The organism is Streptomyces sp. V3I7, from assembly GCF_030817495.1.
Lineage (GTDB): Bacteria > Actinomycetota > Actinomycetes > Streptomycetales > Streptomycetaceae > Streptomyces.
In genome coordinates, this window is sequence record NZ_JAUSZK010000001.1 from 4,404,922 (window position 1) to 4,417,951 (window position 13,030).

Sequence of the window (13,030 nt, forward strand, 5' to 3'; positions counted from 1 at the left end):
GCCAGGAAGGTGACCGGCGGCAGCCGCCTCGTAGGGTGGGGGCATGACGGAGATGCCCTCCCCCAACCTTCGGCCGGGGGGACCCCCACCTCGCTACGCTCGGCGGCTGTTGCTGGTGCACGCGCACCCGGACGACGAGTCGATCAACAATGGCGCGACCATGGCCAAGTACGCGGCCGAGGGAGCGCGGGTCACGCTGGTCACCTGCACGTTGGGGGAGGGCGGTGAGGTCATTCCGCCCGAGCTGGCGCACCTCACCGGCGACGCCCTGGGGGAGTACCGGCTGGGTGAGCTGACCGCCGCCATGCACGCGCTCGGCGTCGAGGACGTCCGGCTGCTCGGCGGACCGGGCGCCTTCCGTGACTCCGGGATGATGGGCACCGCCGACAACGACGACCCCGGCTGCTTCTGGCAGGCAGACGTCGACGCGGCCGCCGCCCTGCTCGCCGAGGTGATCCTCGACGTACGTCCCCAGGTCCTCGTCACCTACGACGACAACGGCGGCTACGGCCACCCCGACCACATCCAGGCCCACCGCGTCGCCATGCGCGCCGTGGAGCTGGCCGCCGAGGCGGGGCACCGGATCGCCAAGGTCTACTGGAACCGCGTCCCGCGCGGCGTCGGCGAGGAGGCCTTCGAGCGGCTCGGGCGCGAGCTGCCGGGCCTGCCCTTCGCCAAGTCCGCCGCCCTGGAGGACGTACCGGGCGTGGTGGACGACGCCCGGGTCACCACCGCCGTCGACGGCACCGCCCACGCCGCCGCCAAGGCTGCCGCGATGCGCGCGCACGCCACCCAGATCGAGGTGGCCGAGCCCTACTTCGCGCTCTCCAACGAGCTGGCCCAGCCGCTGTTCACCACCGAGTACTACGAGTTGGTGGGCGGCGCGCGTCCGGACGTACGGGAGAGCGATCTGTTCGCCGGCGTCGACACCGAGGAGGCGTCATGAGTACGCCGACGGGACGTGGCTCCCTGCTCGCGCAGCCGGTGAAGCCGCCGTCGGCCGGGCGGATCGCGGCGTACACCGGGCTGTTCGTGCTCGGTGCCGTGGTCGGGCTGGCCGGGGCGCTCGTGCAGGCCGGCTGGTTCCCGGGCGGGCTGCTGCTCGCGCTGGCAGGCGCCGCGGGGATCTTCCTCGGCGGATGCCGGGCCGCGGGGAGCCGGGCCGGGGCGGTCGCGCCCGCCGCGGGCTGGGTCGTCGCCGTCATCCTGCTCACCGCCAGCCGCCCCGAGGGGGACTTCCTGTTCAGTGCGGGAGGCGGATCCTATCTCTTTCTGCTCGGCGGCATGGCCCTCGCTGTGATCTGTGCCACTGTCGGTTGGGGGCGCTCGTCCGGCGCCCGTGACGTCCGACTTGGCAAGTGACGTACTACTTCGCCCGCACGCGCGCGTGCGGGTCCGGTGTGGGATTCCCCGGCGGGCGTGGGATACCGGCCAGGCGTGGCCAGTATGGTGGTGCGCGCCGCCGAGCCGCCCGAGCAAGGCCGTGATGTGCGGCGGAGCCAATCGGGAGAACCTGCCTTGAGTCGTGAAACTGACACTCCGTCCTCCGGTCCCAACGGTCGCGGGGGAGCCGCGGAGGACCGCAAGACCGAGACCACGCTGACGACCCGGGTCCGCATCAACATCCCCGGATCGCGGCCCATCCCGCCGGTCGTCGTACGCACCCCCGTCGCGGACGGCGAGAGTCCCGACGACGCCGCGGGCACGGGCACGGGCCGTAGGGCCGCGCAGTCCGAGGCCGCCGCGTCCGCCGCCGATGCCCCCGCCCCGTCCCCGGCTCCCGCCGAGGAGCAGGTGAGCGGCTGGTTCGCGCCCCGCAAGGGCGGCGCGCCCAAGGGCGGTGGCAGCAACGGGGCTGGGATGCCCGGCGGTTCCGCCGCCGGCGGCGGTGCCCCCAAGAGCGCGGGTCCCTCTGGCGCCGGCCGCTCCGGACCGCGTCCGGGTGGCGCGCGTCCCGGCGGTGTCGTCGGCTCCATGAGCGCGCCGGGCGCCTCCCGCCCCGGCGGCCCCGGCGCCCCCGGCGGGACGAACGGGTCGGGACTCCCCGGCGGCGCCACCGGCGGCCCCGTGGCGCCCGGCCACGGCGGCGGCACCGGTTCCTTCGACGTCACCGAGGCGCTCTCCGCGGGCCCGCGTCCGGGCGGCGCGCGCCCCGGTCCGACGGGCGGCGCCGACGCGCGCCGCGACGACCTCCCGTACTTCTCGGAGAACGACCGGAACCCCCGTGGCGGCTCCGGCGTTCCCGGCGGCCCCGGTGGCAAGGGCGGCCCCGGTGCGCCCGGCGGCTTCAGCGGAGCGGGCGGCCACAGCGGCCCCACCGGTCCGAAGGGCCCCGCCGGTCCGACCAGCGGTCCGGTCACCGGCGACAGCCCGATGGCACCGCCCATCGGCGTCGGCCCCGGCAGCGGCGGCCCGCAGTCCGGCGAGCCGTTCCCCGGTCCCGGCGCCCCGAAGAAGGGCCCCGCGGTCGGCGTCGGCCCCGGTGGCGGCCTGAGCGACGACACCGCGATCCTCACCCCGCAGAAGCTGGCCCCCGAGCCGCCCCCGGGCGTGCCCGGCACGCCGGGCTACACCCCGCCGGCCAACATCTCCGGACACACCGTCACCAGCGGCATCCCGGTCGTCCCGTCCGCCACGGGCTCGCCGTTCGCGGGCGCGGGCGGCGGCGCGTCCTACACGCCGCCGAAGCTGCCCGACCCGGGCTCGCAGAGCGGGCCGCAGGGCAAGCAGAAGAAAAAGAAGGGCCGCAGCAAGCTGGTCCTGATCGCCGTCGGCGTGGTCGTCCTCGTGGGCGGTGTCTACGGCGCCGGCCTGCTGATGAACCACTCCGACGTGCCCAAGGGCACCACCGTGCTCGGCGTCGACATCGGCGGCGGCACCCGCGACGAGGCCGTCAACAAGCTCGACAACGCCTTCGGGCGCCAGGTGAACCTGCCGCTGAAGCTGTCGGTGGCCGGCAAGACCGTCGCGCTCAAGCCGGACCAGGCGGGCCTGCAGTTCGACATGCAGGCGACGGTCGACGTGGCCGCGAAGAGCGACTACAACCCGATCACCGTCGTCGGCTCGCTGTTCGGCAACCACCGCGAGGTGGACCCGAACATGCCGATCGACAAGGAGAAGCTCCAGGCGGCCCTCCAGGCCGCGGGCGGCGGCTCCGGATCGGTCACCGAGGGCACCATCGCGTTCCAGGGCGGTAAGGCCATTGCCGTGTACGGCAAGCCGGGCAAGGGCGTCGACGCCGCCAAGGCGACCACGGCGATCGGACAGGCGTACCGCACCCTGCTGGAGACCGGAACCTCCACGCCGGTGGTCGTGCCCACGACTCTCCAGCAGCCGACGGTGTCCAACGCCGAGGTCGACCGGGAACTGAAGGCCGTCGCCGCACCGGCGATGTCCAACATCGCCATCGTCCAGACCGACGCGGCGCACAGCATCAAGTTCGGGGCCCGCTCGCTGCCGAAGATCCTCGGTTTCAAGGCCATCGACGGCAAGCTCGTGGAGACGTACGACCTCAAGGCGCTCCAGGCGGCCTACGGCACCACCTTCCAGGGCGTGCAGATCGAGGGCGCGACCGGCAAGCGCGCGGTCATGCCGCAGGACGTCGTCGGCGCCCTGCGCCAGGCCCTGCGCGGTACGACGCCGGCCCAGCGCGTCGGGGTCATCGACACCACCCCGAGCTAGGCGCCGAGTTGAGCGGAGGGCGCCCGGTTCCGCACCGGGCGCCCTCCGCGCGTTCGTGGGGGCGGGTCACCCCGGGCGCGTGACATCTGTCATCCGGCAGTCAGGACCGACGGCACTGCCCCCGGCCCCCTCTCGCCGCCAGCATGGTGGGCATGACGACGACAGCGGCACCCGCCATCACCGCCCCGGTGGTGGGGTTCGACCAGGTGAGCAAGACGTACGGGAGCGTGCGGGCCGTCGACGGCCTCTCGCTCCGGCTGTACCCGGGGGAGACCGTGGCACTGCTCGGGCCCAACGGGGCCGGCAAGTCCACCACGCTCGACCTGCTGCTCGGCCTCAAGCAGGCCGACGCCGGCACGGTCAGCGTCTTCGGGACCGGCCCGCGCGAGGCGATCGTCGCCGGGCGAGTGGGCGCCATGCTGCAGAGCGGCGGGCTGATGGACGAGGTCACCGTCGCCGAACTGGTCAAGCTGGCCTGCGATCTGCACCCGCGGCCGCCCTCGCCGACGGCGCCAACCCCCTCACCGACCGCGAGCGCGAGGTCCTGCGCGCCGCGGCCGACGGCGCCACCAACGCGGAACTGGCGGCGACCCTGCACCTCTCGCAGGGCACGGTACGCAACTACCTCTCCACGGCGATCCAGAAACTGGCGGTACGCAACCGGGCGGAGGCGGTGCGGACGGCTCGGGAGAAGGGGTGGCTGTAGCCACGACGAACGAACGGCTCGTGCCGAACTGCTAGTTGAGCTTGGCGCGGGCCGCGTGGGCCTGGTGGCGCAGGAGTTCGGCGGCCGGTTCGTCCACCGCTCCCAGTACCTCGGCGTAGGCGTCCAGTTCGGCCGCGCCGGCGAGGAAGTCGCCGCTTTGGACGAGGAGTTGGGCCCGTTCGTAGCGCAGCCGGGCCGGGTGTGACGGCAGCAGCAGGGACAGCTCCACCGCCCACAGCGCCACGTCCGAGCACTCGGGCCGGGGCGCCGCCCATGCCCGGATGTTGTTCAGGATCCGCTGGACGACGTCGAGCGGATCGGCGGGCACCAGCATCGACTGATGCAGCGGCGCGCCCGTGGCCCCCGCGACGAGCAGCTCGGCGTCGGTGCCCGTGAGCACCCGGCCCCCGTCGAAGGGGTCGGCCAGCACCTGCTCCTCGGGCGGGCCGAACCCGACCACGAAGTGGCCCGGCAGCGCGACCCCGTGCACCGGGGCTCCGGCCCGCCGCGCCACCTCGATCCACACCACCGACAGCAGGATCGGCAGCCCGCGCCGCCGCCGCAGCACCTCGTGCAGCAGCGACGACTCAAGGCGCCGGTAGTCCGCGGGCGAGCCGGAGAACTCGCCGCGCACACCGAGCAGCTGGTGCAGCGCCCCGGCCCAGGCGGACGGGCCGCCGGGGCGGTAGGGCAGTCGCCCGGCCAGCTCGTCCAGCTCGATCTGCGCGGCGTCCATGCCCGCCTCGTCCAGCGAGCCGTCGGCCACCGCGCCGATCAGCAGGCACAGCGCCGACAGGTCGGGCCGCCCGGAGCGCGCCTCCTCGGCGAACCGCTGTCGCAGCTCGGTGGAGCGTTCCGGGGGCGGGGGATCGAGGGGGTGCATCGCAGGCCCGTGCCCTTCCACGGCGGCCTTCAGGACCCGCCGGAGCCGGCCGGCCCCGCGTCCTGGCCGGGCCGCAGCTCGCGGTAGTGGTGGTAGGCGTGGTGCGGCGCGAAACCCAGCTCCGTGTACAGCGCCCGCCCGTCGCCGTTGTCCGACTCGACCTGGAGCCAGCCGGCCGAGGCGCCCTCGGCCAGCGCCTGGCGGGCCAGCGCGGTCATCACGTCCGTCGCCAGCCCCCGGCGCCGCAGCGCGGGATCCACCTCGACGGCTCCGAACCCGGCCCAGCGTCCGTCCACCACGCAGCGCCCGATCGCGGCGGGTCCGCCGCCGCTCTCGCCCGGCACCGTCGCGAACCACACCGAGGGTCCGCCGCTCAGCACCCGCAGGGCCACATCGCTCACCCCGGATCGCTGGTATCGCGCCAGCCATGTCTCGTCCGCCTCCCGGGACAGCACCACCTCGGCGGTCTCGGCCCGGTCGGCGACCGGCGCCAGCGCCCCGATCCACAGCTCGGCACTCGTCTCACGCACCCACCCGCGCCGCTCCAGCTCCGCGCACAGCAGCTCCTGCGTGCCCGCGGCACCGGTCGCGGTCTGGACGTACGCGGGCAGACCGCGCGCCTCGTACCAGCGTCGTACGGTATCCAGCGCCGCGTCGAGCGGAAGGCCCGGATCGCCGAGCGGCAGCACGCTGTTGGCCCGGCGCGTGAACCCGCCGGCCGCGCGCAGCTCCCACTCGCCCAGCCGCTCGCTCTCCACCGGCCGCCAGCCCCGCGACGACACGTGCGCGAGCTCCTCGTACGTGGCCGACGGACCGCGCCGACGCGCCGGAGCCGCCGGGATCACTTTGCCCGCAACGACCGTGGATTCCGGGATATGAACGGTCTGTCCGTCCCGCTGTGTGATCAACAGCACTCCGTCGTCCCACGATGCGAGAACACCCACCGTGTCAGTGAACTTCTCGCCCGGCGTTTCGCGCTTGCTCAGGCGTCGTACGGAGACCCGTTTGCCCACGTCAGCAGCGGAGATGCGGACCTCGAAGCGTCCGGCGCCAGAGATTTCCACAGGTCAGTTCACCCCTCCTGTTCGGATCATGCCCAGGAACGGAGATACTAGGGGCGGGCATCGACGACGCCGCGCTCCCGCGCGCCAGGCGGCGGAGCCTGAGGTGGCCCGCCAGCGCCCTATCAAGGAGGAACGACAGCGTGACCTACGTCATCGCGCAGCCTTGTGTCGACGTCAAGGACAAGGCGTGCATCGAGGAGTGCCCGGTCGACTGCATCTACGAGGGCCAGCGGTCCTTGTACATCCAACCGGACGAATGCGTCGACTGTGGTGCCTGTGAGCCGGTCTGCCCGGTCGAGGCGATCTTCTATGAGGACGACACTCCGGAGGAGTGGAAGGACTACTACAAGGCGAACGTCGAGTTCTTCGACGAACTCGGCTCTCCCGGCGGGGCCAGCAAGCTCGGCCTGATCGAGCGTGACCACCCGTTCATCGCCGCGCTGCCGCCGCAGGGCGAGTAACACCCACAGCGGCCCGCACAGCGTGCCGCCTCGGTCCCGTACGGCCTGATCACCCTGGAGATCGGCGCCGTACGGGACCGAGGCGTTTGCCGGACCGGGCCGCGTGGCCGTCTGCGGCGCCGTACCGAAGAAAGTGAGCCCGATACCCGTGTCCGCCGTAACCGACCGGCTGCCCACCTTCCCCTGGGACAAGCTGGAGCCGTACAAGAAGACGGCCGCCGCGCACCCGGACGGCATCGTCGACCTCTCCGTCGGCACCCCGGTCGACCCGGTCCCCGAGCTGATCCAGAAGGCCCTGATCGACGCGGCCGACTCCCCGGGCTATCCGACGGTCTGGGGCACCCCGGCGCTGCGCGACGCGATCACCGGCTGGCTGGAGCGCCGCCTGGGCGCCCGCGAGGTCACCCACCGGCACGTCCTGCCGATCGTCGGATCCAAGGAACTGGTCGCCTGGCTCCCGACCCAGCTGGGCCTCGGCCCCGGCGACAAGGTCGCCTTCCCGCGCCTGGCCTACCCGACCTACGAGGTCGGCGCCCGCCTGGCCCGCGCCGACGCCGTGGTCTACGACGACCCGACCGAGCTGGACCCCGCGAACCTCAGGCTCCTGTGGCTGAACTCGCCGTCCAACCCCACCGGCCAGGTCCTCTCCAAGGAGGAGCTGACCCGGATCGTGGCCTGGGCCCGCGAGCACGGTGTCCTGGTCTTCTCCGACGAGTGCTACCTCGAACTGGGCTGGGAGGCCGACCCGGTCTCCGTCCTGCACCCGGACGTCAACGGCGGCTCGTACGAGGGCATCGTGGCGGTCCACTCGCTGTCGAAGCGCTCGAACCTGGCCGGCTACCGCGCCGCCTTCCTGGCCGGCGACCCGGACGTCCTCGGCCCGCTGCTGGAGATCCGCAAGCACGGCGGCATGATGACGTCGGCGCCCACCCAGGCGGCGGTCGTCGCGGCCCTGTCCGACGACGCCCACGTCCGCGAGCAGCGGGAGCGCTACGCCGCCCGCCGCACAGCCCTGCGCGAGGCGCTCCTCGCTCACGGCTTCCGCATCGAGCACAGCGAGGCCAGCCTCTACCTGTGGGCGACCCGCGGCGAGTCCTGCTGGGAGACCGTGGCCCACCTGGCCGACCTGGGCATCCTGGTCGCCCCGGGCGACTTCTACGGCGAGGCGGGCGAGAAGTTCGTACGCGTGGCGCTGACGGCGAGCGACGAGCGGGTCGCCGCGGCGGTGGCGCGGCTTACCAAGTAGACGTACGTGGAGGGGGGCCCGTAGACGTACGCGGAGGGGCCCGGGGAGCGTGTGGTGGGCTCTCCGGGCCCCTCCGGTGTCCGCCGGGGGTGTCAGCCCAGCGGGAGTCCCTGTACGGGCAGCGAGGAGGTCGGCAGGCCTCCCTTGGTGAGGGAGCCCGTGGGCAGGCCGCCCTTCGTCGCCGACGAGGCCGTGTCGCCGAGCACGTCCGCGGCGGAGCCGGCCGCGTCGCCCGCGGTGCGCTGCGCCGCCGGGGCCGCCTTCTTCACGGCCTTGCCGCCGGTCTTGCCCGCGGCGGGCACCGCCTTCTTGACCGCCTTGCCGCCCGTGTCGCCCGCGACATCGGTGACGTTCCGGGCCACGCCGTCGACCGTGTTGCCGACGCTCGCCCCGTCCAGGGCGGTCAGCCCGCCGACGTTCGGGGTGGCCGGGAGACTCGGTGCCGCGCTGGCGGAGCCGGCCGCACCGACCCCGGCGGCCGCTCCCGCCGCGACGAGCAGCGCTGCACGGGCGATCCGGCGGGTCAGAGGGAGGGACATGATGCTCCATTCGACGGGAGTGACGATGAACTGTCCTGTGAAGCCCGGCCGTTGAGGCTTCATCTGTTGTTCGGCCGACCGGGCTCGGACGCAGTGACTACCGCTCGAAGTCCGGGAAGGTTGCGGAGCCCAAAGGTAAAGAATTGATAACGCGTCGCATTATCGGTTGTGGATAAAAACGGGCAAAGAGCGTCCGTCGGACGGGACCGCAGGATCCTTACGCCTCTGTGCTCCCAAGGGGTTTCGCGCCCGCGAGAGTGACCACACGAAAACCTGCGCACCCCCGGGACCGGCCTGGGCGCCGTAACTCCCGGGGGTGACCCGTCGCACTACTGCGCGGTGAGGATCCGGACCGCCCCCGCGGAGCGCTCCGCGCCCCCGGTGCCCTTCGGGACGGTCGACTGCCACGTGCTCTCGGTCCGCCCCGCGATCCACTCCCGCCCGGCGTACGTCACCCGCTGGATGTGCAGCGCCGAGGAGTTGGCCACCGCCCAGTGCGCGAGCTGCCAGCCGCGCTCCTCCTCGCTGCGCCCCGACGCGTCGATCCGCGTGCCCTCGGGCACCGGCACGGTCACGGTCCGGCCGTGCGACTGGGCGGTCACGGTCGGGTGCGGACTCGGGGCGGGGGTCGACACCGGCTTCGGCGCTCCGCCGATCTCCGCGCCCGTCTCCTCGAACGCGTCGCGCCCGAAGTCCCGTACCAGGGCGGCCCGTACCGCGTCGGTGGGCGCGGCGGCGGCGACCGGGGCCGTGGCCGGAGTGGCGGCGGCGCTGGTCACCGGGCGGCCCTCGCAGGTCAGCGTGGCGGCCGACTGGCCGGTCAGCGCGGCGGCCAGCAGCGTGGCGTCCGGCTCGTGCTTGGCGTAGGCCTCGGGGTAGCCGCTGCGCTGCACGCGCTGCGCGGCCACGGTGAGCGGCAGCTCGGCGTAGTCGGGCACCCGGGCCAGGTGCTCGTAGAAGATGCCCGCCGCGTACGACGGGTCCATGATCTGCTGCTCGGTGCCCCAGCCCTGCGAGGGGCGCTGCTGGAACAGACCCAGTGAATCCCGGTCGCCATGCTGGATGTTGCGCAGTGCCGACTCCTGCAGCGCGGTGGCCAGCGCGATGGCCACGGCCCGTTCGGGCATCCGGCGCCCGGTGCCCACGGCGGCGATGGTCGCCGCGTTCACCGCCTGCTCGGGCGTGAACTCGTACGACGTCCCGTCACCTTGCTGACCGGACACGACCTTGCAGCCGGGAGCTCCCGTGCCTCCGGTGACGTACTGGACCACGAGATAGCCCGCGACGGCGCACAGCACCACGAAGGCCGCAGCGAGCCGGACGAGACGGCCGCGACGCTTGGGAGTGGGGGTCGACTCTGGCACTCGTACAAGGTACTGGAGGCCGTTGAGGCGTCCGAGCCGGGTGCTGTGCGGGGCGTGAAGCGCTGATGAACAGCGTCGGAACGGGCGCCGCGTTAGGGTCGGAGTCATGGCCGACACCTCGCTTGACCTCACGCTGGACGCCGCCGCGCTCACCGCGCGGCTCGTCGACCTCCCCTCGGAGAGCGGCACGGAGAAGCCCCTCGCCGACGCGATCGAGGCCGCCCTGCGCGCCCTGCCGCACCTGACGGTCGACCGGTACGGCAACAACGTGATCGCCCGGACGAACCTGGGCCGGCCCGAGCGCGTGATCCTGGCCGGCCACATCGACACCGTGCCGATCGCGGACAATCTCCCCTCGCGCCTCGACGAGGACGGGGTCCTGTGGGGCTGCGGCACCTGCGACATGAAGGCCGGGGTGGCGGTGCAGCTGCGCATCGCGGCCACCGTGCCCGAGCCCAACCGCGACCTGACCTTCGTCTTCTATGACAACGAGGAGGTCGCCGCCGAGCTGAACGGACTCAAGCACGTCGCCGAGGCCCATCCCGAGTGGCTCCAGGGCGACTTCGCGGTGCTGCTGGAGCCTTCCGACGGCGAGGTCGAGGGCGGCTGCCAGGGCACCCTGCGGGTCCTGCTGAAGACCAAGGGCGAGCGGGCCCACTCGGCGCGCGGCTGGCTGGGCGCCAACGCGATCCACGCCGCCGCCCCGATCCTGGCCCGCCTGGCGTCGTACGAGCCGCGCTACCCGGTGATCGACGGCCTGGAGTACCGCGAGGGCCTGAACGCCGTGGGCATCTCCGGCGGGGTGGCGGGCAACGTGATCCCCGACGAGTGCGTCGTCACGGTCAACTTCCGCTACGCGCCCGACCGTACGGAGGAGGAGGCGCTCGCCCACGTCCGCGAGGTCTTCGCGGACTGCGGCGTGGAGGAGATCGTCGTCGACGACCACAGCGGCGGCGCGCTGCCCGGACTGTCCCACCCCGCCGCCGCGGCCTTCATCGAGGCGGTCGGTGGCGCCCCGCGCCCCAAGTACGGCTGGACGGACGTCTCCCGCTTCTCCGCCCTCGGCGTCCCGGCGGTCAACTACGGCCCCGGCAACCCGCACTTGGCCCACAAGCGTGACGAACGGGTCGACACGGGGAAGATCCTCGCCGGAGAGGCCCGGCTGCGCGCGTGGCTGACGAGCTGACCCGGGCGCGTCGATGCACGGACGCGACGGCGCCGTGCCCGGATGCGACGGCGCGCGGACGCGACGGCGCCGCGTGGCGGACATACGCACGTCCCCCGTCCGTCACACGCATCGATCTACGCTGAGCTGGAACGTCTCGCCCGCCCGGGCCCCGGTCCGGGCGGGGGAGGTCCCGATCCCCGATCGCGGAGGGAGCGCACATGGCTACTGGCAACCCCGAGGGCAAGAAGAAGCCACCGGAGGAGCAGCGCCTGGGACCGGTCCTCCGACGGCGCGCGCAGGTGACTCCGGGCACCACGGACCAGCGGCTGCTGGACGAGCGTGCTCCCTCCGACTGGGTCCACACCGACCCCTGGCGGGTCCTGCGCATCCAGTCGGAGTTCATCGAGGGCTTCGGCACGCTGGCCGAACTGCCGCCCGCGATCAGCGTGTTCGGCTCCTCGCGTACGCTCGTGGGCTCGCCCGAGTACGAGACCGGGGTGCGGCTGGGCCGGGCGCTGGTCGAGGCGGGCTGGGCCGTGATCACCGGCGGCGGCCCCGGCGCCATGGAGGCCGCCAACAAGGGCGCCCTGGAGGCGGGCGGCATCTCGGTGGGCCTCGGCATCGAGCTGCCCTTCGAGCAGGGGCTGAACCCCCACGTCGACATCGGCCTGAACTTCCGCTACTTCTTCGTCCGCAAGATGATGTTCGTGAAGTACGCGCAGGGCTTCGTGGTCCTGCCCGGCGGCCTCGGCACGCTGGACGAACTCTTCGAGGCCCTCACCCTGGTCCAGACCGAGAAGGTCACCCGCTTCCCCATCGTGCTGTTCGGCACCGAGTACTGGGGTGGCTTGGTCGACTGGCTGCGCAACACCCTGGTCGCCCAGGGCAAGGCCTCCGAGAAGGACCTGCTGCTGTTCCACGTGACGGACGACGTGGACGAGGCGGTCGCCCTGGTGTCGAAGGAAGCCGCCCGCTAGGGGCGTGCGTCGTGCACGCGGGTCCGCGTCCGGGAGACCGGGCGCGGGCCCGCGCGCAGCTACCGCTGCCTCACGCCAGGCCGCGGCGGGCCACCGCCGGCGGCCGGTGGCCCGCGATGGACGCCACCATGTCCAGGACCTGGCGGGTCTCCGCGACCTCGTGGACGCGGTAGACCTGCGCCCCCAGCCACGCCGACACCGCGGTCGTCGCCAGCGTTCCGATCACCCGCTCCTTCACGGGGCGGTCCAGCGTCTCGCCGACGAAGTCCTTGTTGGACAGCGACACCAGCACCGGCCAGCCGGTCGCCACCATCTCGTCCAGCCTGCGGGTCGCCTCCAGGCTGTGCCGCGTGTTCTTCCCGAAGTCGTGCCCGGGGTCGATCAGCACCGACTCCCGCGGCACGCCGAGCGCGACCGCCCGCTCGGCCAGGCCCACGGTCACGTCGAGGATGTCGGCCATGACGTCGTCGTACGTCGTCCGGTGCGGCCGGGTCCGCGGCTCCACGCCGCCCGCGTGCGTGCAGACGAGGCCCACCTGGTGGCGGGCGGCGACCTCCGCGAGGCCCGGGTCGACGCCGCCCCAGGCGTCGTTCAGCAGGTCGGCGCCGGCCTCGCACACGGCCTCGCCGACCTCGGCCCGCCAGGTGTCCACGCTGATGATCACGTCGGGGAAGCGCCGCCGGACCTCGGCCACGAAGCCGACGGTGCGGCGCGCCTCCTCCTCGGCGGTGACCTCCTCGCCGGGGCCCGCCTTCACCCCGCCGATGTCGATGATCGCGGCGCCCTCGGTCACCGCCTGCTCCACGCGCGCGAGCGCCGGCTCGTCGCGGAAGGTGGCTCCCTGGTCGTAGAAGGAGTCCGGGGTCCGGTTGACGATCGCCATGATCACCGGCTCGTGCGGCTCGAATTCCCGCCTGCCCAGCCTGAGCATCCCCTGTGAC

Annotated in this window: 12 protein-coding genes and 2 pseudogenes; 9 read left to right on the plus strand and 5 right to left on the minus strand. The window is 73.3% G+C overall.

Annotated elements, in window-relative coordinates; genetic code table 11:
- Positions 1-43: 43 nt before the first annotated feature.
- The 5 genes and pseudogenes from mshB to QFZ74_RS20720 all read left to right on the plus strand — a co-directional run.
- A complete protein-coding gene (gene mshB / locus QFZ74_RS20700; protein WP_307622290.1) occupies positions 44-946 on the plus strand; it encodes an N-acetyl-1-D-myo-inositol-2-amino-2-deoxy-alpha-D-glucopyranoside deacetylase in 903 nt (300 codons plus the stop codon).
- Complete coding sequence (locus tag QFZ74_RS20705; RefSeq protein ID WP_307622291.1) at positions 943-1,362, plus strand: DUF6113 family protein; 420 nt, start codon at positions 943-945, stop codon at positions 1,360-1,362. Before mshB ends, QFZ74_RS20705 begins: the two co-directional genes overlap by 4 nt.
- 156 nt (positions 1,363-1,518) lie before the next feature.
- Positions 1,519-3,681 (plus strand): hypothetical protein, encoded by a 2,163-nt coding sequence (locus tag QFZ74_RS20710; RefSeq protein WP_307622292.1) that lies wholly within the window; start codon positions 1,519-1,521, stop codon positions 3,679-3,681.
- Positions 3,682-3,833: 152 nt separating this feature from the next.
- Positions 3,834-4,178: pseudogene (locus QFZ74_RS20715) on the plus strand (ATP-binding cassette domain-containing protein); the annotation flags it as partial.
- Positions 4,172-4,387: pseudogene (locus QFZ74_RS20720) on the plus strand (response regulator transcription factor); the annotation flags it as partial. The pseudogenes QFZ74_RS20715 and QFZ74_RS20720, both read left to right, overlap by 7 nt.
- A 31-nt stretch (positions 4,388-4,418) precedes the next feature.
- Here the strand turns inward: QFZ74_RS20720 and QFZ74_RS20725 are convergent.
- Positions 4,419-5,270: a transglutaminase-like domain-containing protein gene (locus tag QFZ74_RS20725; protein ID WP_307622293.1), complete on the minus strand. Its 852-nt coding sequence runs from the start codon at positions 5,268-5,270 to the stop codon at positions 4,419-4,421.
- Between the two features lie 29 nt (positions 5,271-5,299).
- Positions 5,300-6,334: a GNAT family N-acetyltransferase gene (locus QFZ74_RS20730; RefSeq protein ID WP_307622294.1), complete on the minus strand. Its 1,035-nt coding sequence runs from the start codon at positions 6,332-6,334 to the stop codon at positions 5,300-5,302.
- Positions 6,335-6,474: 140 nt separating this feature from the next.
- Here QFZ74_RS20730 and fdxA point away from each other — a divergent pair, with 140 nt between their 5' ends.
- Together fdxA and QFZ74_RS20740 are read left to right on the plus strand one after the other, a co-directional pair.
- Positions 6,475-6,795, plus strand: coding sequence for a ferredoxin (gene fdxA, locus QFZ74_RS20735; RefSeq protein ID WP_307622295.1), 321 nt, complete (start codon positions 6,475-6,477; stop codon positions 6,793-6,795).
- A 148-nt stretch (positions 6,796-6,943) separates the two neighbouring features.
- Positions 6,944-8,041: a bifunctional succinyldiaminopimelate transaminase/glutamate-prephenate aminotransferase gene (locus tag QFZ74_RS20740; RefSeq protein ID WP_307622296.1), complete on the plus strand. Its 1,098-nt coding sequence runs from the start codon at positions 6,944-6,946 to the stop codon at positions 8,039-8,041.
- Positions 8,042-8,133: 92 nt separating this feature from the next.
- On the opposite strand, the gene QFZ74_RS20745 is transcribed toward QFZ74_RS20740, so the two are convergent.
- Together QFZ74_RS20745 and QFZ74_RS20750 are read right to left on the minus strand one after the other, a co-directional pair.
- The gene (locus QFZ74_RS20745) at positions 8,134-8,580 is read right to left on the minus strand and encodes an ATP-binding protein (protein WP_307622297.1); all 447 of its coding nucleotides are present in this window, start codon (positions 8,578-8,580) and stop codon (positions 8,134-8,136) included.
- Positions 8,581-8,909: 329 nt separating this feature from the next.
- Positions 8,910-9,944 carry a heavy metal transporter gene (locus QFZ74_RS20750; RefSeq protein WP_307622298.1) on the minus strand — a complete coding sequence of 345 codons (1,035 nt, stop codon included), beginning with the start codon at positions 9,942-9,944 and terminating at the stop codon, positions 8,910-8,912.
- A gap of 106 nt (positions 9,945-10,050) precedes the next feature.
- Between QFZ74_RS20750 and dapE the strand changes: the two genes are divergently transcribed.
- Positions 10,051-11,130 (plus strand): succinyl-diaminopimelate desuccinylase, encoded by a 1,080-nt coding sequence (gene dapE / locus QFZ74_RS20755; RefSeq protein ID WP_307622299.1) that lies wholly within the window; start codon positions 10,051-10,053, stop codon positions 11,128-11,130.
- A gap of 200 nt (positions 11,131-11,330) precedes the next feature.
- Positions 11,331-12,089, plus strand: coding sequence for a TIGR00730 family Rossman fold protein (locus tag QFZ74_RS20760; RefSeq protein WP_307622300.1), 759 nt, complete (start codon positions 11,331-11,333; stop codon positions 12,087-12,089).
- Positions 12,090-12,159: 70 nt separating this feature from the next.
- Here QFZ74_RS20760 and folP read toward each other — a convergent pair whose 3' ends face one another.
- On the minus strand, positions 12,160-13,020 hold the full coding sequence (folP, locus tag QFZ74_RS20765) for a dihydropteroate synthase (protein WP_307622301.1): 861 nt from the start codon (positions 13,018-13,020) through the stop codon (positions 12,160-12,162).
- Positions 13,021-13,030: the final 10 nt, after the last annotated feature.

Excerpts from the sequence above, each read along its gene's own strand:
- mshB (WP_307622290.1), top strand. The coding sequence starts at position 44 with ATGACGGAGATGCCCTCCCCCAACCTTCGGCCGGGGGGACCCCCACCT.
- QFZ74_RS20760 (WP_307622300.1), top strand. The coding sequence starts at position 11,331 with ATGGCTACTGGCAACCCCGAGGGCAAGAAGAAGCCACCGGAGGAGCAG.
- folP (WP_307622301.1), bottom strand. The coding sequence starts at position 13,020 with ATGCTCAGGCTGGGCAGGCGGGAATTCGAGCCGCACGAGCCGGTGATC.
- QFZ74_RS20705 (WP_307622291.1), top strand. The coding sequence starts at position 943 with ATGAGTACGCCGACGGGACGTGGCTCCCTGCTCGCGCAGCCGGTGAAG.
- dapE (WP_307622299.1), top strand. The coding sequence starts at position 10,051 with ATGGCCGACACCTCGCTTGACCTCACGCTGGACGCCGCCGCGCTCACC.
- QFZ74_RS20725 (WP_307622293.1), bottom strand. The coding sequence starts at position 5,270 with ATGCACCCCCTCGATCCCCCGCCCCCGGAACGCTCCACCGAGCTGCGA.
- QFZ74_RS20745 (WP_307622297.1), bottom strand. The coding sequence starts at position 8,580 with ATGTCCCTCCCTCTGACCCGCCGGATCGCCCGTGCAGCGCTGCTCGTC.